The organism is Aminobacter sp. NyZ550 (assembly GCF_025628925.2).
Classification (GTDB): domain Bacteria; phylum Pseudomonadota; class Alphaproteobacteria; order Rhizobiales; family Rhizobiaceae; genus Aminobacter; species Aminobacter ciceronei.
Window position 1 is genome coordinate 28,189 of the sequence record NZ_CP114192.1, and the last position, 22,272, is coordinate 50,460.

The window sequence follows — 22,272 nt, forward strand, 5'->3', positions numbered from 1 at the left end:
CCAGATCACGCGTGTTCAAACTGATGCCGCCGCAGTTTACGCTGCTGCAGTTGCAGCAGCGCGCGGTGGAGGCGCATGCCGGCCGTCTGGTCCACAAGCAGAATTTTCGCCGGCTGATCGAACAGCAGGAACTGGTGGTTGATCCGCTATCACGGCTTCCTAGGAGGCCCGTGGGAACATCTCTTGCTCTAGTTCAGGCGCCGACCTCGTAGTATCGCAGAGTGCATTATTTGGCAGATCCCGAGCATGCTTCGACCTCACGAAGCGTTCCGGCTGCACGAGCTGCTTCTTCCCTGAGTAATTGGCGCCGCCAGTACCTGCCTGGCAATCGCGGCAGGTGTTATTCGACTCTCGCGCGGCCGAGCGAGGCAAGGTCGCCCCGGCGGGATCGTTCCAGCGGCCTGCGCCATGGGCGAAGCCGTCACGGCGCGGGCACCTCGGGGCTGGTAAGCGGACCGGCATTAGCCCGTCAGGCCAGCGTATAGGCCGTTTTGACGGTCGTGTAGAACTCGGCGGCGTAGCGGCCCTGTTCGCGAGGGCCGAAGCTCGATGCCTTGCGGCCGCCGAACGGCACATGGAAGTCGACGCCGCCAGTGGGCAGATTGACAAAAATCATGCCGGCGTCGGCATTGCGCTTATAGTGCGTCGCATGTTTCAGGCTGGCCGTGCAGATCCCCGAGGACAGGCCGAATGCCGTATCGTTCGCGGTCTCCAGCGCCTCTTCATAATTCTTGACACGAATTACCGCCGCGACGGGACCAAAAATCTCTTCGCGGCTGATGCGCATATTATTGGTTGCCTCGGTGAACAAGGCAGGCTGCAAGAAGAAGCCGGGCGTCTCACGGTTCAGCCTTTCGCCTCCACACACCAGCTTAGCGCCCTCCTCACGGCCAATGGCGATATACTTCTCGTCCTGACTGAGTTGGTTCTCGTCCACCACCGGACCGATCTGCGTTCCCGGCTTGAGCGCGTCGTCGACGACGAGGCTCCTAAGCTTTTCGGTAACTGCCGAGACAAAACGATCGTGGATGCCTTCGGTGACGATCAGCCGTGAGGAAGCCGTGCAGCGCTGGCCAGTTAAGAAGTATGCACCGTTGACGGCGCAGTCGACCGCCACGTTGAGGTCCGCATCATCGAGCACGACCAGCGGATTCTTACCGCCCATCTCGAGTTGGAACTTCCTGCCGTGTTCGACGCAGGAGGCCGCCACACGCCGGCCGGTCTCCACTGAGCCTGTGAAGCTTATCGCATCTACGTCGGGGCTATCGAGCATGGTCTGGCCGACGACCGAACCACGGCCCATTACGAGATTGAGTACGCCCTTTGGCAGCCCGGCGCGGTGGAGAATGTCAACCAGCTCCCAAGCGCAGCCAGGGGTGAGATCAGCCGGCTTGAATACCACAGTGTTGCCGTAGCAGAGCGCCGGCGCAATTTTCCACGCCGGAATGGCGATTGGGAAGTTCCACGGCGTGATGATAGCGATCACGCCGACCGGCTCACGCGTCACATCCACCACGACACCCCGACGCACAGAGGGCAACGTTTCGCCGGCCAGCCGTAGCGTTTCGCCCGCGAAGTAATCGAAAACCTGGGCCGCACGAATCGTTTCGCCGACTGCTTCGGCCAACGATTTGCCTTCCTCGCGCGACAAAAGTCGGCCGAGTTCGTCCTTGCGGGCGAGAATTTCGTCTGCCGCCTTGCGCAACACCGCGTGACGCTCCAAAGGGCTCGTGCGCGACCATGTCGGGAACGTACGTTTAGCGGCGGCGATCGCGGCTTGGGAGTCAGCTCGAGTAGCACGCGCATAGGTGCCGACGACTTCGTTGGTGTTGGAGGGGTTAATGTTCGGCGCGGCTTCGCCTTCGACCCAAGCTCCATCGATCAGGTTAGCATGCAAGGTTGTCATGGCGAGGCGGGTTCTCCATATCGAGTTTTTTGCGGGATTGCGGACCTTGTCGGAGATACTATATGGGTCGGACTCATGGTCCAGAGCGCTTCGGAAGGAAGTGTCGAACCGACAGCTCAAACTATCTAGAGATATTTCTTCAAGTCGTTCTTCTTTATCTTTCCATTCGGAGCGACCGGCAAATCGTGCATAACGATAATCTGTTGCGGCAGCTTATACTGGGCAAGGCGGCTCTTCAGAAAGGACTTAATCTCATCCACCTCGCACTGCCGTTCAGGCAACATTTCAACGAAGGCAATAATTTCCTCATTTCCCTCAACAGGACGTCCGAGCACGGCGGAATTTAGAATGCTGGGATGTGCATTCAGGGCGGCTTCGACTTCCGGAGGATAGACATTGAAGCCGGAGCGAATGATCAATTCCTTTGATCGGCCTTGAATAACCAGTTCGCCGCGTTCGTTGCGACTGACGATATCGCCTGTGTGAAGATAGCCATCCTCGTCGATAACTTCGGCGGTCGCTTTCGGCTGGCGATAGTATCCCAACATCACATTGGGGCCCCGGACCAGCAATTCTCCCGGCTTTCCCTCTGGGACATCGAGACCGTCAGGCCCGACGATCCGGATCTCGACCCCTTCTATCGGTGGACCAATATGGATGTCGTCGGTGCCAATCGAATAGTGAGACCGGCTGATCGTCGGCGACGTTTCAGTCAATCCGTATCCGTTCTGTAAGACCACGCCGAACAGCCGTTCGACATTTTTACGCAGTGACAGGTCGAGCGGCGCGGTGCCCGTGTAGACGTACCGGAGGTTATTTGGCGTGAGCTTTTCGCCCGTCTGTTCAACATGTGCCACCACCCGTGTCAGCATGGCTGGAACGGCGTTGAAAACCGTCAACTCTCCGCTGCGAACAGCATCTAGGGCCTCCTGTAGTGAAAATCGTGGCATAATTTTCATACGCGCGCCAGCGTACAACATGCCTTGCATCAACACGAGCCCGTACGAATGAGATATCGGCATGACACACAGGGCGACATCATCGGGAGCGAGAGACTGTGTTCGTCTTCCCCTGCTTGAGACGAAAATCAAATTGCGATGGCTAAGCATGACGCCCTTAGGGCGCCCCGTGGTCCCGGTAGTATAGATCAGAACGGCGACTTGCTCTGCGGATCCTTCGTGAACTTCTTCCGGCTGGCTGTTCTCATTTAACGGACCAACCGTTACGGCGCCGATATCAGTAAAGAGCCGAACATCAGCATTGCCGTCGTCCGCATTTTGTGCAGACAAGTTGGAATCGGTGCGAAATATACGCCGCGGCTGGCAATCCTCTTCAATAAGGGCAAGTTCATGCTTGCTGAGCCGGGCATTCGCTAGCACCGCCCATGCATCCAACCGGCTTGCTGCATACATTAGAACCACAGCCCTGATCGAGTTTTCGCAGATGATCATCACCCGATCACCCTGCCGAACCCCGAGTTGTCGCATTTCATCAGAGACAGCTGCGACCGTGTCGATCAGCCGGCGGAAGGACCAATCAATCCCGTTTTCATCTGTAAAGGCGATACGGGAGTCGCCGAACGTTGCCCCTTCCTCCAAGATCATATGAATGCGACGAGGCAGCTCGGCCAAAAAATCCATCTCAATTTCCCCAAATCCTGATAGCCTGCGCGGCAATTGGTATATCCAATTTGGTCATCCAATTTACTGGCTGTCAAGTAGATAGTGGATCCATCAGCCGAGTTCGTGGTCACGTATTGGGCGATTTCAAACGGCATTTCGGCCGCGCAAAATTTCCAAGATCCTGCGCCAGCCCCATAGGGACCGCCCTGCATCAACTGCCCCTACGCGGCCTCAGGCGCGACGAATAGACCGCCGCGCCTGAGGCCTGGGAGGATTTTGTGTGATTGTTACGAACTGCCGTTCTTTCCGAACATATTCTTCCAAGCGTCGGTGCCCGGCTTCGCTTCCCACTGCTTGCTGTCGGACAATGTGTCTATGCCCGCACGAACCCCCGGACGGTCTTTGATCGCCTGGTACCAACGATCAATGTTCGGGTACTCCGACAGGTCGCGTCGATGCAATTTCCGCGTGCGAACCCAAGGGAATGTGCTGATGTCAGCGATAGAATACTCGCCGGCGAGATATTCATATTCGGCAAGGCGCTTCTCGAGAATGTTGTATATTCGACCAACTTCCCGGTCGTAACGTTCGATGGCGTAATCGATCTTCTCAGTCGCATACACCATGAAATGATGTGCTTGGCCCAGCATTGGGCCCATCGTGGTATTCTGAAACACAAGCCACTTTAGCGTATCGTATCGTTTTTCCGGGTCCTGAGAAAGGAACTTTCCGGACTTTTCCGCAAGATAGAGTAGAACAACCGCCGATTCAAAAACAGCGTAAGGCTTGTTGTGCGGGCCATCGTGGTCAACGATGGCCGGCACTTTGTTGTTTGGATTGATCTTCAGGAATTCCGGCTCAAATTGCTTTCCTGCGGTTATATCAACCGGAATAACACGGTACTCCAAGTCCAGCTCTGCAAGCATTATAGCGGCTTTATACCCGTTGGGGGTTGGCCAGAAGTATAGATCAATCATCGCTGAAGAACCCCTATCCGACGATCTTGAGCCCTGTGGGCTTGTCGACGATCAGCCCAGGATTCAACATCCACTTCGGGTCCAGCTCGGTCTTGGCGGCTGCCAGCACACGGCGGAACAACGGATCGACTTCTTTGTCGTACCAAGGACGGAACGATTTGCCGACAGCATGATGGTGCGTGATGGTGGCGCCGAGCTCTATTAGGGCGTCCGACGCCACGTCGTGGAGCATCGAATAGGCTTCGAGGCTGTTGGCATGTGTCGAAGGAGCCATGATCGAGTAGTATGGAGCCGGACCGTCCGGATACAGGAAGGAGAACCTGCGGCAGACGATGCCACCGCCAAGATGTTCCTTCTGGGCCGTTCGCACGCGACGCATGATCTCGGTATCGACTTCTTCGAACCGATCCCAAGTATAGGCGGTTTCGAACGTGAAGCTCACGATTCCCATCGCAGCGCGCGTATGCATCAGCCGGGGCAGATACCTGAACTGGTGCCGCCAGTTACCCTGCGGCCCGCTGCGGCTGGTTTCCAGCGCGTTGTCTGCTGTTCCCGCGCGCTGCTTCACGACGCCACCGAAGTCCTTGCAGATTTCGAGACCACGCTCCAGCCATGCGTCCACCGGATGGTCGGCGGATTCGAAGCCCAGCAGCAAGACGGAATCGGTGCCGTCTCCAGCGCCGTAGAATTTGGCGTCCTGCTCGTCGAGATAGCGAGCGTTCGCCGGGAACAGTCCCGCTTGGGTGATTTGACGGACGGCCTTGGCACCCTCATAGAACGACTTGAAGGAGATCGATGCATTCGCACGGAATTTCACACGCCCCTGCAGACGCATCCATGCATCAGTGATGATGCCCATCGTGCCTTCAGACCCGATGAACATGCGATCCGGATTTGGTCCCGCACCTGAGGCAGGCAGCCGGCGATTCTGGATCGTCCCCGCTGGCGTGACGACGCGCAGGCTTTCCACCATGTCGTCGATATGCGTGAGATGGGTCGCATAGTGACCGGACGACCGGGTTGCGATCCAGCCGCCCAGCGATGAGAATTCCCACGATTGCGGAATATGGCGCAGGGTGAGGCCGTGCGGCTTCAGTTGTTCTTCCAGAGCCGGCCCGAGAATGCCTGCCTGGATCCGCGCGCAGCGTGACACAGGGTCGATTTCGAGAATCTGGTTGAGGTTGCCCAGGTCAATAACGACCACGCCGGGAAAGGCGTCGCGCTCGGGACCCCAGAAGCCTCCTGTGACGCTCGATCCACCGCCATACGGTATGCATGCATAGCCGTTTTCGCCACACCAGTCGAAGATGGCGGCAATATCTTCTTCGTCGCGCGGATAGGCCACGACGTCCGGAGCCTTCTTGAAATCGCGCCGGTAGATAAGGGTCATGTCCTTAAAACCCTTACCGTAGGTATGGACAACTCTGTCCCACTTTTCCGTGGTGCAGAAATCTTCCAGCGTTCGCGGGATCTTTATGCGCGACGGATAAAGTTCAATCTCATCAAGGGTCGGGTCCGAGAGAACTTCGATATCCTTAATCCCAAGCCGCTGCTCCACGCGGTCTCGCATGGTACGGATTTCGTCCTGGGAGTTATCTTCACCTTCATATCCCCACGACCAGAATTTCCTTCGCGTGCCATAGTAGCCGCTCTTTTCCTTCGCCACGGCGCTTCCTCCTTCGAGATTTTCGACGTCCAACCATCCAGGTGCGCATCGTTTGGGAAAACATCGCGATCTGGTTTGACCAATTTGGCATATCCAGTTTTCTCAGTCAATGGCTCTCGGAGCAGATCACGCTCCGAACTGCGCCACCGCTATAGTCGCGACCTCGCTTAAGGTCGCCATTGGGGGCGCACACGCTTCCACCGCCATGGCCGTGATCGGGCCAATTCCCGGCGTGGTCCGAAGGTGGGTGTATCCTCCCCGCGTGGGGCTTCACGGCGAAGGATTTCTCCAGCTCTCCAATCTTCGCGGCTCAACCGGTCGACCTGCTCGAGGTACGCGACCAAGGTCGAGGACCAGTTGGGGCATCGCTGGTTCGGCGGCATCAATCGCGGCAGCTAAGGTTTTCAGGTGAGCCGGACCTTGTGGTGCGATGATGCCGCGTTCGGCAAGATGCCCGCGCAAAGCGTCGATCAGCTGCGTCCGCTGGCGCACCTGCACCGACCAGACCAGATACGCCAGCTGAACGTACTCAAGCATCCCTTCGGGCGTGACGGTTTATGTTGCGAGCACGCCGGTCGACTTCCGCAAAGGGGCCGCGCTGTCGGTGAAGGCGGCCTGAATAGAAGCGGCCAATAACTAAAGGAGGTCCCACCCCGCCAATTGCAGCCAATGGCAGGAGATGGCGAAACGGTCACCCCGTCGCTTCCAGAACCTGATGTGTGGACCGGCATGGCGTTAACCAATGTCATCGGGGCTTTGAGGTGGAAGCGGCGAAAACCCATCAACCCATCGAGGCTCGCGGCGAAGACGTTGTCCAGCCGCATCACGCAGCCGGATATACATCAGCAGTTGTGACCATCGATCCTGATCCAGCCGACTGTTGCAATTGGGCGGGGTCCATATACATCCGCACATGGAGCCTCCGAGATCCTGTGGCTATTCAGAGTGCTGCGGTTGACTCAGAGCACTTCGATTAGGAAATGCGTGGCTCGACAGAGGCATGTGCTAATATGTCCTCGTGAATGCTGATCGACATAAATTGCTGATAAATCGACGAATTGTTCTCACGAGTGAAAATGGATGAGTTGAAGGCTGCTGGAAGTTGCCAGCAGCTGAGACGTCCAAATAGCTTATCGCAACGCCTTCGAATCCATCGTTGACTATTATCCACACGCGGTTAGAGGGGCTGTTCATGTGATTAGCCGTTATTAGCTTTCATGGTAGCAAAGATGAGAGCTGCGAGCACCCCTAAGACCGAAGTTCGACCGCCTCAGCATGGTCTTCCCAGCGCATTGAGGTGAAGCAAGAAGAGTCCGACTGACTACACAAATGCATTATCGAACGCAGCGCTTGGTCGGTGTCCGCATCGTGACAAGTTCTTCCGCCGCTGTTGGATGAAGAGCCATTGTTGCATCAAAGTCCTCCTTTACGGCTTTCATTCTTATCGCAATCGCAACTGCCTGGATGATCTCCGCCGCGCCTGATCCGACAATATGGCAGCCGACAACCCTCCCGGAATCTGCATCTACGACGAGCTTCATCATCATTCGTTCGGAGCTGTGGGAGAGGGCGACCTTCATGGGCCGAAAATCCGTTTTGTAGATGTCCACCCTTTCAAACAGGGCACAGGCTTGTGCCTCTGATAGCCCAACGGATCCGACTTCCGGACGCGAGAAAACCGCAGTCGGGATATCCGCATAGTCGACCTGCGTGGGACGCTCGCCAAATACCGAATCTGCAAAGGCCTGGCCCTCGCGCACCGCTACAGGGGTAAGGTTTACGCGGTTTGTCACGTCGCCGACCGCGTAGATATGGGGCACATTGGTCTGCGAGTTCTCGTTGACCGCGACGCCGCCGCTGTCAGGGCTTAGCGCAACGCCAGAATTCTGGAGATTTAGGTCCTGCGTGTTGGGCTTTCGTCCAATCGCAAACATGACTTGGTCTGCGACGAGCTGTTCAGCGTTTGAAAGACTAGCTTTCAATAGCCCGCTGCTTTCGTCAATCCTGTCAACCCTGTTGATCCAGCAGGAGGTGACGACCAGAATTCCCTGCTCCTCCAGAGCACGACGAACATGTGCCCTTACGTCTTCATCAAAACCGCGCAGGATGTTGTCGCTGCGACAAACCAAGGTCACTTTCGAACCGAGACCGGCGAATATGCATGCGAACTCAACCGCAATGTAGCCCCCTCCTTGAATTAGGATCCGCTGCGGCAGTTCACGAAGCTCAAAGACCTTGTCGGACGAGATGACATGCTCGATGCCAGGTATTGCCTCCCCGTGGTTCGGCGTGCTGCCAGTGGCAATAAGTATATTTCGAGCGCGCACCGTCTCCCCATTGGCAAGACGCAAGGTGCGTGCGTCTTGGAACGTTGCGCGCTCTTTCACTAGGCGCGCTCCCGAACGTTCGATCGTCGACGTATATGCCATCTCGAGACGGGCGACTTCCCTGTTTCTGTTTGCCGTCAATACTCCCCAATCGAATTTTGCTGGGGGGACCGACCATCCGAAGCCAGCCGCGTTCCCGATCTCTTTCTGGAGATCTGAAGCGTAGACCATAAGCTTTTTTGGTACGCAGCCACGGATAACGCAGGTGCCGCCGACCCGATCTCCTTCAGCAACGATGACCTTGGCTCCATAGCTAGCAGCGACCCGTGCGGCGCGGACCCCGCCTGAACCACCACCAATTACTGCCAAGTCAACATCAAAATCGGCCATCGTACCCTGCGAGTTCAAAAAATTTGCGAAAACAGCCTGGGCGCTTTTCGCACCGCTACAGCGTTCCTCGGACGATAAACGGAGGCTTTCAGGAGGAGGGCGCGTGGCGCCCGTGCGCAAGCATCTCCCCAGCGATCGGGTGATCACGCGAAACGCTTTCGCCGTGGATGAGTTCGTCAGCGATTTTTTCGGCGATCGCCATAATCGGCAGGTTCGTATTGCCGCTTAGAAGCGTTGGCATCACCGAACCGTCGATCACCCGTACACCATCAACACCGCGGACTTTCATGCTCGGGTCCACGACCGATGCATCGTCAGCGCCCATGCGACAGGTCCCTACGGGGTGATACACCGTCTCGGCCCGCGCTCGCAGGAAAGCCTCCTGCTCGGAGAGATTGCCGAACACTTCCGCATCCAACGGACGTTTTATGAAGTTCTTGAGTGGTCCGCGCATCATCATATCGCACATATCGCGCGTGCCATCTCTCAGGCTCTCGAGGTCTGCACGTTCGGAAGCAAGACGCGGGTCGATCGCCGGTGGAACGGCGGGGTCTCCGCTTCGCAATCTTACCGTACCGCGACTTTGTGGCCTGAGCTGACATACGCGAACAGCGAAACCGTGAGCGATACGCTCGCCGGCCGGCGGATTGCGGAGGACGTTGGCAAAGTGTGCCTGCCACTCCGGCAACGGAGATGATCGGTCAGGGCCCCAAAACGCTCCCGCCTCCACGGCCTGCGAAGCGGCCGGACCATCGCCTTTGAGAATATACCGAGCGCCGGCCATGCCGCCCCTCAGGAGGCCCATATAGGGGGTCAACGTCGTCGGTTGCGATGACTCGAAGCGAACCGCGAGGTCCAGGTGGTCCTGAAGATTCTCGCCCACGCCCGGAAGATCGTGAACGGGTTTGATGCCGAAAGACTTCATATGATCAGCAGGCCCAATACCAGACAGCATCAAAAGCTGCGGCGATCCGATCGCGCCTGCCGTCAGCAGAACCTCTCGATCGCAGTTGATCGTCTTCTCGCGGCCGTTCTGGACCAGGACGATGCCACGGGCACCACCTCTTTCAACGTTAATGCGACGAACATGACTATTGGAGAGGATGGTGAGGTTCGGGCGTCCCTTGGCGCGTTCCAGGTACTTGAATGAGCCGGACCGCTTTCCATTTGCTATCGTAAGTTCGTAGAAACCTGCGCCTATCTGCGAGGGTCCATTGAATCCATGGTTCTCTGGTAAACCGGCGGCGAGGAGGCTGTCGACAAACGCCTGGGCGGTCGGGCGCCGTGGCCCGTAGGAAAGCTTAATGGGCCCGGTGTGCCCACGCGTTCCATTATCAGGTTCAGCGACCAGGCTCGCATCCTCAATCCTGCGCAAATAGGGGAGCATCGCGGCAAAGCTCCACTGAGGCATGCCCCGAGACGCCCACGAATCGTAGTCCCACGGGTTGCAGCGCATAGCGATCATGGAATTGATCGATGACGACCCTCCTATGACCTTCCCTCTGGGGATATAGATCCGGCGATTGTCTAGATGTTGCTGCGGCTCAGTCCAAAACCGCCAGTTGTATCGACCGCTCGTATAGAGAACCTTGATTCCGGCGGGCATATCGACAAACATCGACTTCCCCCCGCCCGCCTCAATCAGCAATACGCTCACATTAGCGTCTTCACTCAGGCGAGTTGCCAGAACACATCCGGCCGAACCTGCACCAACGATAATATAGTCGTAGCTCGCCATAAACCTTCTCCCGATGGTGATGCTTTTGGAATCCAGATCAAAACGCGACCGATCTTCCGCCGCTTTTTGACGGGATCATCCCTTCACCGCACCCGCTGACAGCCCGGCGACGAAGTACCGATAGCAAAAGATAAATATTACAAACAAAGGCAGAGCTATCAGCGAAGCGCCGGCCAAGACTTCACCCCAACGCAAATCATGCGCGCCGAGCAACGACTGCAGAGCAACGGGGAGCGTCTTTCTTTGGTCGCTCATAATAAGTATCAGCGCGAACACATAGTCGGCCCAAGAGAGAAGGAACGAGAAGATGGCGACAGTGATGAGCCCGGGAGCGGACAATGGCAAGACGACCTTGATGAACGCTTCGAACTGAGAACAGCCGTCAACCATCGCAGCCTCCTCAAGGTCAAACGGCATTGACTTGAAGAAACCCCAGAGCAACCACACCGCCAGCGGCAGCGAAATTGCGAGATGGGCGATCAACAGCCCCCACAGTGTGTCGGTGAGGCCGATCGTTCGGAAAGCTGCCGCCATTGGGATGGCCAGCATGAGGGGTGGGAACATGTAGGCAAAAAGCATCGATGCAACGAGCATAGTCTTGCCCCGAAAGCGCAGCCGGGTGGCGCCGTAAGCGACAAATGCCGACAGCACGAGGGAGACGGTAATCGTCGCAACCGCCATCAGAGCGCTGTTCAGAAAATTGACGATATAATTCGTCTGCCGGAAGAGGGAGACGTAAGACGTCAGGTCCGGCGGCCAGAAAACGAGAGATGTATCGAGAAAAAGGCGTTCCGCGGGCCTTAGGCTCGAAATGATCATCCAGTATATCGGAAAGAGTGAATAAAGACAGATAACGAGTACGGTTGCATAAAGGGCAATTTTTGCCGATAGCTTTTTGAATGGTTTCCAGAAAGTGCTTTCCTGAACCTTGCTCCCGTGTTGCAGCGACGATCTCGGACGAATCGGTTCGCGCTCAGGTATCTGGCGACTGGAATCAACGGGCAATCGCTCTACATGGCTCTTCATTTCTTATCGCCCTTGCTTTGCATCATCGATGGGGAACAGGCGCAGATAGATGAGAATGACGCCTGAGAGCAGGAGGAAGGAGATCGTTGCCACAGCGGCGCCCCCGCCCAGGTTGTACTCAATAAACGACTTCCGATAGGCTAAGGTAGGCAAGGTCTCTGTCTGGTTGAGCGGCCCGCCTTTTGTCAAAAGCCATATCAGATCGAACTTGTTGAACATCCAGATGCCACGCAGAAGGATGACCACGATCAGAACCGAGCGTAAGCCTGGTATCGTGATGTGCCAGAATTGCGTCCAAGCACCGGCGCCATCGACGCGAGCAGCTTCGTAAAGTTGCGTTGGGATCGTCTGCAAACCAGCTAGAACGCAGGTTACGACAAAAGGTGTCCACAACCACACACTGACGAGTATGATTGTGCCTTTGGCCGTGAAGGCATGAGAACTCCAATCGAGCATTCCAACACCGATGGATGCCAGAGCGGTCTTTACCAATCCGTAGTTTGGCTCGAGAATCCATTGGGCCACTAGGCAGGCGACAACTGTCGGCAGGAAGTAGGGAAGAATAGCGATCGAACGTGCAATGGTCTGGCCAACAAAGCGCTTGTTAAGCACCATCGCTATTCCAACGCCCAGAACTACCTGCAGGACAATCGACGAAAGCGCGATTGTGAGGCCGTTCGTCAACGAATTCCAGAAAAGAGGATCTTGCAATACCTTGATGTAGTTGCTCAGGCCGACCCACTCGGGTTCGCTCATAAACGAACGGGCCGAATAGAATGATAGCATAACCGCGTAAATCAACGGGCCGCCAATAATAAATGCGAGCAAGGAGATACTGCCAATAAACAATGCAACAATTCGCCGGTCCTGAACCATAAGAATCATCCCTTGAACGAACGATCGGGGCGGCAGCGGAGGCCGCCCCGATCTGCAGTTAGATGACGGAGCGAATGCGTTGCGCAGTCGCGGCGACGCAATCAGCCGACGAGGCGTTGCCGAGGACTTTCTGCTGGAGCATTTCCGGCATGACATTCGCGTTGAATACGTTACAAGCACGCATGTCGATCGAAGGACCGCTGGTGTCGATTGCCATGATCTTGATGTTGTCGCCTTCAATGTAGGACTTCATCGTCATCATCGTATTCCAATGCTTCTTGATCATGGGATGGCTCTTCCAACGCTCGTTCTCATAGATGTCCAGGCGCGCCGGATGGTTGTTCATCCATGCTGAAAGCAGCCAATCGACGTAATGCTCTTCTGCAAACCACTGAAGGAACTTAATCGCCTCCTCGCTTTGGTTCGACTTCCCTACGCAGAAGCCGTCAAAAGCATATGAAAGTGCCTTTTGACCGGTACTACCAGGCGAGGGGAATATTCCGTACTTATCGGCGAGTTCTGGGTTAGTCGCTTCAAGCGCTTCGACCAACCGACCAGAATAGACACTGTGTGCCGCCTTTCCGGTGGCGAAGAGACTCATTAGTTGAGCATAACTCACGGCGTTCATGCCGGGCGGCATCGTCTTGTACAACTCGCCGTAGAAATCCAAGAAGCGCGTGGCACGATCAGCGTTCTCGCCCTGGTCGAAAACGACATTCCAGTCTTTGTCAAAGAGCTCCGCGCCTTCGGCGAACATATTGCCGAAGCTCGCCCAGTTGGTCGAGCTGTCGCTTGCAAGAGGTATGACACAGCCGCCGACGTCAACATTTCCACCATTAACGACTGTAAGCGCTTGGCAGTTCTTCAAGAAGTCGTCCCACGTCTCCGGTATCTTCAGACCTTTCTGGGCATAGAGGTCTTTCCGGTAATAATTTACGACGAGGTTGTAATCGAACGGATAGTACCAGTTCTCACCTTGATACTCCCATGCGGCCTTCTTGCCCCAGTCATACTTTTTGACCAGGTCGGTCACCGGGACGATGGCGCCGGCGTGAATATACTCCAAGATTCCACCGATGAACCCGGAAGTCATGATGTCATAGGGCTGGCCGGCAGCGACCGCCGCCATCACTTTTTGCATCGTGCCGCTAATGGGGCTCGAATCGACGATTATCTTGACGCCGAATTTGCTTTCGTAGTCGTCGCACGCTTTTTTCAGGGCTGCCTGACTAGCGACCGAAGTTTCGTAGTTGAGAAACCGAAGCGTGACGCCGGACTGGGCCCGCACCACCGCAGGCGCCGCGAGGCTTGCTGCTCCGACGGCGGCAGCGGATTTAAGAAAGTTGCGGCGGGTCATGCCGGACAAGCCTACCGCCATTCTCACTCTACCTGGAATGTAAATGCTCATTTCCTGCTCCTCCCTTGTTAACTTGTCAGTTCAAGCCAAATGCCAAGAATTAACGTCGCCGGTATCGAGTATAGCGTTGACCCTCCTTTATGACGCTCCAGAGGTGCTATCGTTAGGACGCGACACAGAGCTCCTACTGAAGTCCGGTGACGCCCTCCACGGTCCAGGGGCGCAGTATCAGCCTGACCCGCCGCTCTCGCAGGGGGCCATTACGCATTTTCCATTACGCCGATTTTGCCGCCCGTTTGCGCCATCCGCAGCGACGCACCGCTAATGGAGTCGAACAGGTGAAGCCGCTCACTCGGGAAGGCGATAGGGAGTTTGTCACCGGCGCGGATTTCATCACGACGCTGGAGGACGGCACGCATCTTATGGCCGGCCAGCGTGCCCATGAGATAAGTCTGCGCTCCGATCTGCTCGACCAAGTTCACGGTCATCTCAAGCGGCGAGCCGTTAGAGATGACGAGGTGCTCGGGCCGGATTCCAAGCGTCACGTTCTGTCCGCTCCTGGCGAAGGTCTTTTCTGGTATGCCTACCGAAAGGTCTCCCGATCGCACCTCGAGCCGCCCGCTTGCGTCGGACAACTGCCCGTCGATCAGGTTCATTTCGGGCGAACCGATAAACCCGGCTACGAACGTGTTTGCAGGCCGATCGTAGAGTTCGAGAGGCTTCCCAGCCTGTTGGATCAGGCCATCGCGCATGATCACGATACGGTCTCCAAGCGTCATTGCTTCGACCTGGTCATGTGTCACGAAGATCATCGTTGCCCCGAGACGGGCATGGAGCGTCGCGATTTCTTCCCGCATCTTGACGCGCAGCTTCGCATCCAGATTGGAAAGCGGCTCGTCCAGAAGGAAAACATCGGGGTCCCGCACGAGCGCACGCCCGAGTGCCACACGCTGCATCTGCCCGCCCGACAGCTGTCGCGGTTTGCGGTGGAGCAGGGATTCGAGGTCTAGGCTGGCCGCTGCAGCCCTCACGCGCCGGTCGATCTCCTGCTTCGCTTCACCGCGCACCCGTAGGCCGAACGCCATGTTGTCGTAGACCGACTTCTGCGGATACAGCGCATAGTTCTGAAAGACCATCGCAACATTGCGATCTTTCGGTGGCAGACCGGTGACATCCCGCCCGCCGATCGTGATGGTGCCCGACGTGGTGTCGTCGAGGCCAGCGATCATCCGCAGTGTCGTCGATTTTCCGCATCCCGAAGGACCGACAAAAACAACGAGCTCGCCGTCTTCTACCTCTAGGGAGAATTTATTAACGGCCCAAGGGCCCTGGTCGCCACCAAACGACTTGGAGACATTTTGGAGCGATATTCGCGCCATGCAGCAAAACCTCCCTAAACGTGATCCCCAGTGCGGGCATCGCAGGCCGCCCTCCCGGCGGCCTTGTTGTAGACCAATTTGGATAGACCAGATTCGCAGTTTCGTCAATGTCTGCGACGTGGATTTGATATTGCCCCGGATGGGTGGGCGCCAAAATTGGATTGACCAATCTGGTAACTCCAGTTACGCATTACCCACAGCTTCTGTAAAGAAGCTATTAATCTCGAATGTGGGTTGTTGATATGGCAGGACCGTTAAGCGGATACCAAATTCTCGATTTATCGAGGATTCTTGCGGGCCCTTGGCTCGGGCAGCTCTTGGCCGATCTAGGGGCGACGGTTTGGAAAATCGAACGCCCGTTCACCGGCGACGACACTCGCCACTGGGGGCCACCGCATCTTGATGGAACAACCGAGAGTGCCTACTTCCTGAGCGCCAATCGCGGCAAGCACTCGATTTGCGTGGACATCGCCACGCAAGCAGGCGCGGACATCGTTCGATCTCTGGTCAGGAAGACCGACGTTCTCATAGAGAACTATAAAGTCGGCGACATGAAACGGTATGGGCTAGACTATGAAGCGCTCCGGCTCATAAAGCCGGACATCGTGTACTGCTCCATTACGGGATACGGCCAGACCGGCCCGATGAAAAACGTAGCCGGATACGACATGGCCATCCAAGCCATATCCGGGCTGATGAGCATCACGGGCGAGGCGGACGACAAGCCCGGCGGCGGCCCTCAGAAGGTCGGCGTCCCGATTTCCGATCTCCTCACTGGAATGTATAGCGCAACAGGTGTGCTGTCGGCGTTGTTGCATCGCGAGCGGACGGGCGAGGGCCAGCATATCGACATGGCGCTTCTTGATGTCCAGCTTGCCGCTCTGGCCAACCAGAACTTGAACTATCTGACCACGGGGAAGCCGCCGCGCCGATATGGAAACGCCCATCCGAACATCGTGCCCTATCAGGTGTTCAAATCGAGCAACGGATCATTCGTGCTTGCGGTGGGGAACGACCAGCAGTTCAGGAAGTTCTGCACGGCGTCCCGGCTGCAAGTGCTCTGCGACGACCCCCGTTTCACCACAAACACGGATCGCTTGGAAAACCGCGACGCTCTGATCCCGATCGTGGCCGAACGCCTTGCCCAGGAACCAACCGAGCACTGGATCGCGCTTCTCGAACCCATCGGCGTACCATGCGCATCGATCAACCGACTCGACCAGGCATTCGTGCATCCGCAGGTCGTCCATCGCGAATTGCAGATCAATCTTCCCCACACCACGGGCAAGACCGTGCCGCTCGTGGCCAATCCGATCAAATTCTCTCAGACAGAAATTGAGTACACCATCAGCCCCCCCATGCTTGGGGAGCATACGAAGCACATCCTCAATTCAATCCTCAACATCGGCGACGATGAAATATCGCGACTTGAGAAGGACAAGATTATCTATTGCGGATGATTCAGGGCCGGCTGCGTGCGCTCCGGATTCGGTCTCAGCCGTTCGACGCGCCAAGGTCATCGCGGGCGAGCCGCCGCAGCGAATATCGCGCTTCCCCTTCGCTCCGGATTCTCGCGCGGCGCGCGGGAAATAGCTGTGATGCTCGTGAGTCTGCTTGTCGCGAGCCTGCGCATCTCGTGTGCCTTCGATGAAGGCGAGCGCGAAGGAGCGTCCGGTTATTCACTGCTTTCGGTCAGACGGAATTGAGCCAATGTCCAGCATCGCCATGCCCGTTCCCGACGCCGCGATCATCGCCCATAAGCCCGAGATCGTCGCCGCGTTGAGTACCGTCCTGCCCGCGGACGCGATCGTCTCGGACCCGGAGGAAACCCAGGCATATGAATGCGACGCGTTTGACGGCGTACCGATGTCCGCTGCTCGCCGTGGTTCTGCCTCGCACCACCGAGGAGGTAGCGGCGGCGATGAGAATTTGCCACAATCTGCGGGTTCCGGTTATCCCGCGCGGTGCGGAGACATCGTTGGCAGGCGGCGCACTTCCGACGGCCGATAGCGTGGTGCGGGATGTTCGCGAGATTGATACCGCAAACCGATTCATCAGGGTTCAGACCGGCGTCACGAACCTTTCCGTCAGCGCAGAGCTGGAAGTGGAAGGGTTTTTCTATGCACCGAACCCGCGAAACGATACGCGCCTGTGGGGGCGCCATAACGGAGCTTTGGACATGGCAAATCGAATCGAAGTCGGCGGGTTGCAGGTCGATCGCGGGCTCTACGATTTCGTCAACAAGCGCGCGATGCCGGGCACCGGCATCAAGCTCGCAGAGTTCTGGGCCGGCTTCGCCAAGATCGTTCGCGACCTCGCTCCGAAGAACCGGGCGCTGCTCGAAAAGCGCGACGAGATTCAGGAGAAGATCGACGCCTGGCATCGCGAAAATGGCGCGCCGTCCGACATGGCGGCCTACAAGGCTTTCCTCAAGGAGATCGGCTACCTGCTGGACGAAGGTCCGGATTTCAAGGTCACCACCGAAAACGTCGATCCGGAGATCGCCACCGTCGCCGGTCCGCAACTCGTCGTGCCGGTGATGAATGCCCGTTATGCGCTGAATGCCGCCAACGCGCGCTGGGGTTCGCTCTATGATGCACTCTACGGCACCGATGCCATTCCCGAGACCGACGGCGCCGAAAAGGGCAATGGCTACAATCCCAAGCGCGGCGAGAAAGTCATCGCGTGGGCGCGAGCATTCTTAGATGACAGCGTGCCGTTGAAGACAGACAGCTGGTCAAACATGACCAGTTCTCAAATTAAAGATGGTCAGTTTCGACTGATGACGGGCTCCTCGGAGGGTGGGTTGCGCGATCCCTCACAATTCGCGGGGTACCTAGGTGACGTCGACAATCCGTCTTCGTTGCTCTTATCGAGAAACGGCCTTCACATCGAAATCATCCTTGATGATCAACACGTCATCGGAAGCCAAGACGAGGCTGGAATTTCAGACGTTATTCTGGAATCGGCCATTACCACCATCCAGGACTGCGAGGACTCGGTCGCCGCGGTCGACGCCGAGGATAAGGTCGCCGTCTACCGCAACTGGCTCGGCCTGATGAAGGGCGATTTAGAGGAAGAGGTCTCGAAGAGCGGCAAGACGTTCACGCGCAAGCTCAATCCTGACCGCGACTATACGGCACCCGACGGAAGCAAACTGACTCTGCCCGGCCGCTCGCTGATGCTGGTGCGCAATGTCGGCCACCTGATGACCAACCCGGCGATCCTCGACCGCGACGGCAATGAGGTTCCGGAAGGCATCATGGACGCGATGATCACCAGCCTGATCGCGCTGCACGATGTCGGCCCTAATGGCCGCCGCGCCAATTCGCGGACAGGCTCGGTCTATATCGTCAAGCCGAAGATGCACGGGCCGGAGGAGGTGTCGTTCGCTGTCGAGCTTTTCGGCCGCGTCGAACAGGCGCTCGGCATGCAGCCCAACACGCTGAAGATGGGCATCATGGATGAGGAACGCCGCACCACGGTCAACCTCAAGGAATGCATCCGTGCAGCCCGCGAACGCGTCGTCTTCATCAACACCGGCTTCCTCGACCGCACCGGCGACGAGATCCACACCTCGATGGAAGCCGGCCCGATGATCCGCAAGGGCGACATGAAGCAGGCGGCGTGGATTTCCGCCTATGAAGCGTGGAATGTCGACACCGGCCTGGAGTGCGGGCTTGCCGGTCATGCCCAGATCGGCAAGGGCATGTGGGCGATGCCCGACCTGATGGCGGCGATGCTGGTTGAGAAGATCGCTCACCCGAAGGCCGGCGCCAACACCGCCTGGGTGCCGTCGCCGACAGCCGCGACGCTGCATGCGACGCACTACCACAAGGTCGATGTGCACGCCGTGCAGGAAGGTTTCAAAAACCGCCCGAAGGCCAAGCTCGACGACATCCTGTCGATCCCCGTCGCCCTGCGGCCGAACTGGACGCCCGAAGAGATCCAGAAGGAACTCGACAACAACGCCCAGGGCATCCTGGGTTATGTCGTGCGCTGGATCGACCAGGGTGTCGGCTGCTCGAAAGTGCCGGACATCAACGATGTCGGCCTGATGGAGGATCGCGCCACGCTGCGCATCTCCTCGCAGCACATCGCCAATTGGCTGCATCATGGCGTTTGTACGCGCGATCAGGTGATGGAGACGATGAAGCGCATGGCGGCGGTCGTCGACCGGCAGAACGAGGGCGACCCGCTTTATCGGCCGATGGCCCCGGATTTCGAGAATTCGATCGCCTTCCAGGCCGCGTGTGATCTGGTGCTGCAGGGCCGCGCCCAGCCGAACGGCTATACCGAGCCGGTTCTGCACGCCCGCCGGTTGGAGCTGAAGGCCAGTGGGGCAGGCGAGAACGTTCTCGGAACGGGATAAAACAATGAATACCATCACGTTGAATGTCGCCAATCGCATCATCGAATCCGCGCTGGATCGGGGGCGGGAGCTCAACCTGAAGCCGCTCTCGGTCGCGGTGCTCGATGCAGGCGGCCACCTCATCGCATTCCAGAAGCAGGATGGTTCTTCCATGCTCCGCTTCGAGATCGCCTTTGGCAAAGCCTATGGCGCGCTGGCGGTCGGCTCGGGCTCCCGCTGGCTGAACGCGGCCGCCGCCGAGCGTGTTCATTTTGTCCAAGCCCTGTCCGGCGTTTCCGGCGGGAAGATCGTGCCGGTTCCCGGTGGTGTCCTGATACGCGGGGAAGCGGGCGAAACCCTCGGTGCTGTCGGAATCTCCGGCGATACATCGGACAACGACGAAATCTGCGCGGCGCACGCTGTCGAACAGGTAGGCCTGGCCGCGGACAAGGGCTAACCCCATTTCCAAGCAAAAGCGTGAAACGGCTTTTGCGTGCGGAATGTGCTTGGAAGCGGGTTTTGCCGATGAACTTTGCGGCAGGCTGGCCTCAAGTCGGTGAGCGGGCTGCACCTTCGCTCTACTCTTCGCAGGTGAGGAGAGAGACGCATGTTCACCCTCACTATAGACACCGCCGACATGTCATCGACATCGGCAAGGCCCCGCAGAACATGGTCATGGCAATGATCGACGCGGCGCTGGTCCCGGCGGGTATCCGCACGACCGAACTTTGACCCCTACTTCGAAGATAGATGGAGTTAATGATGCAGGCTTCGGGTGCTTTCTGGAACCGTTCGCCAGCGCCGGTCTACTTCACCGGTTCATAGAGCGCATCCAGATTTTGGCTGAAGCGCGCTTGACGAGAGCAAAGTAGTTGTCGCATGAATGGCAATGACACGTTCCTGATCGTGGACCTGTTCGGCACCGGTTAGCTGGTCATGGCGAGCACGACGCCGATCCCGGACAACGGCCAAGCCTGACGCACCGAAGCCCTTACGCTCCAACGATTTCGCTGATCTGCACGATGGGTGCGATGTCCGTATAGTTGGCGACGTCCGCGACGATCTCCGCGCGGTGTGGGCCGAACGCCTCCCGGAATGTCCCCAGGCTCGGTGAGTAGATGTGGCACGCTGCGACGAACTCCGGCGCGCTTCCAGGTTCGCGGCCCGTTAGGCCCTTCTCGATCTCGTAGCGCAGGCAGGCATCGCCCATTCGTTCTCTGATCAGTGGCAGGTGGCTGGCACAGTAGTAATCGTGGTCGAACTTCGAGCCGCCATGGGCCGGATAGTAGACGCTCATCTTGATCATGGTCGGGCTCCTACCTGAACGCCTCTCCGAGCGTTCCGGGGGCATTTATAGGTCACCGACCCATGAATTGCATCTAGATTTTAGCTGAAATGAGTTTGACGAGAGCAAGGTAGTTTCGACCTGCGTCTCGAGGGTGCGGTGGCGATAGAGGAAGGCCCTGAACGGCGGACGGCGTTTACGGCTAGGCCATCGGCTTGGTGTTGGCCGGGCGCCGCGCTTGGCCATCTCTACGCGCAAGGCATGCCGTGGGGAGTTTAATGAACGGGTGGCTTAACCATCGGGCATATGGCAGCTTCAGCGCGGAGCCGGATTAACCAATTTGGTAGACCGGCTAGGGTTTCACTGGTACTTTGGGTTCGAGTTGCCAAGCAACGCGTATGATTTATGACCCTTCCGTATCGGGATGGACCTGGTTGGGATGGACTGACGGCTGGAAAAAAGACCGAAAAATGCTTGAGAAGACGGAAAGCGATAGGATTGCCGGTGTCCCGAACGTTGTAGGGAAAATACTCTCATTCATTGATGAGCGTCGCTATGAGCCGAACGAACGATTGCCGTCGGAACGTGACTTTGCCGACAGGTTCAATGTCAGTCGCGGGGCGGTTCGCGAGGCTTTGGCCGCTCTCGAGTCGATGCGTGTGATTGAGCGAAGGCCTAACTCTGGGATCTATCTTAGAAATTCTGAGGAAAGTAGCATCGAGGCCCTCGTTCTTCGTGCGTCTTCTGGCCTGCCGTTTCAGCCTGAAGAGACTAAGGACGTGTTTGAAGTGCGAAGTATTCTGGAGCTGCAGGGCGTACGGATTTCCTGCGATAGAAGGCGGGATCAGGACGTAGATCGGCTGAGGGAAATCCTCTACAAAACGAAGCTTGCAATTGATAGCAAAAAGACAATTGAGGCTGAGGATGAAGCGTTCCATCTTGGAATCGTCGCTTCAACACAGAATAGAGTACTGCTTCGCACGGTGAAATTATTTTATGAATTCTCAAAACAGCGTCGCATAATATACTTTTCAGATTACTCACGGGGCACGCAAGCTTACGACGATCATTGTGAGATACTTGAAGCCATTGAGGCTCGTCGAACCGATTTGGCAGTGGGAATGATGGACCGACACTTGTCCCGAGCCCTGGCCACATGGCAGACTCTCCACGCGGCGCCGGAACAAACTACCAAATAGTGCAATCGACCCCAAGGTGCCGAAGCGTAATGAACCGAGGGACGATACCTCGATGCCGACCAGACCGACTGACTCAGTGCGCCTTCGAGCGCGTGAATCTGATTAGGCGATCGGCTGCGAAAATGCGCCGGCCAGTGACCCTAGGTACTGGAACATTCAAGAGTTTGATACAG

Annotated in this window: 16 protein-coding genes and 2 pseudogenes; 6 read left to right on the plus strand and 12 right to left on the minus strand. The window is 57.3% G+C overall.

The genetic code is table 11. The features are described 5' to 3' along the window. Nucleotides 1-2: 2 nt before the first annotated feature. Nucleotides 3-137: pseudogene (locus N7E70_RS31000) on the plus strand (NrtR DNA-binding winged helix domain-containing protein); the annotation flags it as partial. A gap of 332 nt (nt 138-469) precedes the next feature. On the opposite strand, the gene N7E70_RS30070 reads toward N7E70_RS31000, so the two are convergent. The 11 genes from N7E70_RS30070 to N7E70_RS30120 all read right to left on the minus strand — a co-directional run bounded on the left by N7E70_RS30070 (nt 470) and on the right by N7E70_RS30120 (nt 15,264). After that, nucleotides 470-1,906 (minus strand): aldehyde dehydrogenase family protein, encoded by a 1,437-nt coding sequence (locus N7E70_RS30070; protein WP_093037055.1) that lies wholly within the window; start codon nt 1,904-1,906, stop codon nt 470-472. A gap of 125 nt (nt 1,907-2,031) precedes the next feature. Then, a complete protein-coding gene (locus N7E70_RS30075; protein WP_093037052.1) occupies nt 2,032-3,546 on the minus strand; it encodes a class I adenylate-forming enzyme family protein in 1,515 nt (504 codons plus the stop codon). A gap of 269 nt (nt 3,547-3,815) precedes the next feature. Then, nucleotides 3,816-4,505: a glutathione S-transferase N-terminal domain-containing protein gene (locus tag N7E70_RS30080; protein WP_093037049.1), complete on the minus strand. Its 690-nt coding sequence runs from the start codon at nt 4,503-4,505 to the stop codon at nt 3,816-3,818. A 13-nt stretch (nt 4,506-4,518) separates the two neighbouring features. Continuing rightward, a complete protein-coding gene (locus N7E70_RS30085) occupies nt 4,519-6,171 on the minus strand; it encodes an FAD-binding oxidoreductase (RefSeq protein WP_093037046.1) in 1,653 nt (550 codons plus the stop codon). Between the two features lie 270 nt (nt 6,172-6,441). Then, a complete protein-coding gene (locus N7E70_RS30090) occupies nt 6,442-6,708 on the minus strand; it encodes a hypothetical protein (protein ID WP_139274565.1) in 267 nt (88 codons plus the stop codon). Between the two features lie 797 nt (nt 6,709-7,505). Beyond that, nucleotides 7,506-8,888 (minus strand): glutathione-disulfide reductase, encoded by a 1,383-nt coding sequence (gorA, locus tag N7E70_RS30095; protein ID WP_093037043.1) that lies wholly within the window; start codon nt 8,886-8,888, stop codon nt 7,506-7,508. 88 nt (nt 8,889-8,976) lie between these two features. Beyond that, entirely contained in the window at nt 8,977-10,626 is a 1,650-nt protein-coding gene (locus N7E70_RS30100; RefSeq protein WP_093037040.1) for a GMC family oxidoreductase, read from the minus strand. Nucleotides 10,627-10,701: 75 nt separating this feature from the next. Beyond that, nucleotides 10,702-11,652, minus strand: a complete 951-nt coding sequence (locus N7E70_RS30105) for a carbohydrate ABC transporter permease (protein WP_093037037.1) — start codon at nt 11,650-11,652, stop codon at nt 10,702-10,704. Nucleotides 11,653-11,655: 3 nt separating this feature from the next. Further along, complete coding sequence (locus N7E70_RS30110; RefSeq protein ID WP_093037034.1) at nt 11,656-12,528, minus strand: carbohydrate ABC transporter permease; 873 nt, start codon at nt 12,526-12,528, stop codon at nt 11,656-11,658. A gap of 58 nt (nt 12,529-12,586) precedes the next feature. Continuing rightward, on the minus strand, nt 12,587-13,936 hold the full coding sequence (locus N7E70_RS30115; RefSeq protein WP_263008166.1) for an ABC transporter substrate-binding protein: 1,350 nt from the start codon (nt 13,934-13,936) through the stop codon (nt 12,587-12,589). 209 nt (nt 13,937-14,145) lie between these two features. Continuing rightward, nucleotides 14,146-15,264 (minus strand): ABC transporter ATP-binding protein, encoded by a 1,119-nt coding sequence (locus N7E70_RS30120; protein ID WP_093037028.1) that lies wholly within the window; start codon nt 15,262-15,264, stop codon nt 14,146-14,148. 242 nt (nt 15,265-15,506) lie between these two features. Here N7E70_RS30120 and N7E70_RS30125 point away from each other — a divergent pair, with 242 nt between their 5' ends. The 4 genes and pseudogenes from N7E70_RS30125 to N7E70_RS30140 all read left to right on the plus strand — a co-directional run bounded on the left by N7E70_RS30125 (nt 15,507) and on the right by N7E70_RS30140 (nt 20,072). Continuing rightward, a complete protein-coding gene (locus N7E70_RS30125) occupies nt 15,507-16,724 on the plus strand; it encodes a CaiB/BaiF CoA transferase family protein (protein WP_093037338.1) in 1,218 nt (405 codons plus the stop codon). Between the two features lie 250 nt (nt 16,725-16,974). Next, nucleotides 16,975-17,398 (plus strand): annotated as a pseudogene (locus N7E70_RS30130) (FAD-binding oxidoreductase); the annotation flags it as partial. A gap of 45 nt (nt 17,399-17,443) precedes the next feature. Continuing rightward, the gene (locus N7E70_RS30135) at nt 17,444-19,636 is read left to right on the plus strand and encodes a malate synthase G (protein ID WP_093037335.1); all 2,193 of its coding nucleotides are present in this window, start codon (nt 17,444-17,446) and stop codon (nt 19,634-19,636) included. A gap of 4 nt (nt 19,637-19,640) precedes the next feature. After that, entirely contained in the window at nt 19,641-20,072 is a 432-nt protein-coding gene (locus N7E70_RS30140) for a GlcG/HbpS family heme-binding protein (protein WP_093037026.1), read from the plus strand. 534 nt (nt 20,073-20,606) lie between these two features. Here the strand turns inward: N7E70_RS30140 and N7E70_RS30145 are convergent. Then, nucleotides 20,607-20,921: an EthD family reductase gene (locus N7E70_RS30145; RefSeq protein ID WP_093037020.1), complete on the minus strand. Its 315-nt coding sequence runs from the start codon at nt 20,919-20,921 to the stop codon at nt 20,607-20,609. 377 nt (nt 20,922-21,298) lie between these two features. On the opposite strand from N7E70_RS30145, the gene N7E70_RS30150 reads away from it, so the two are divergent. Further along, nucleotides 21,299-22,099: a FadR/GntR family transcriptional regulator gene (locus tag N7E70_RS30150; RefSeq protein ID WP_217649894.1), complete on the plus strand. Its 801-nt coding sequence runs from the start codon at nt 21,299-21,301 to the stop codon at nt 22,097-22,099. The last annotated feature ends 173 nt before the right edge of the window (nt 22,100-22,272 follow it).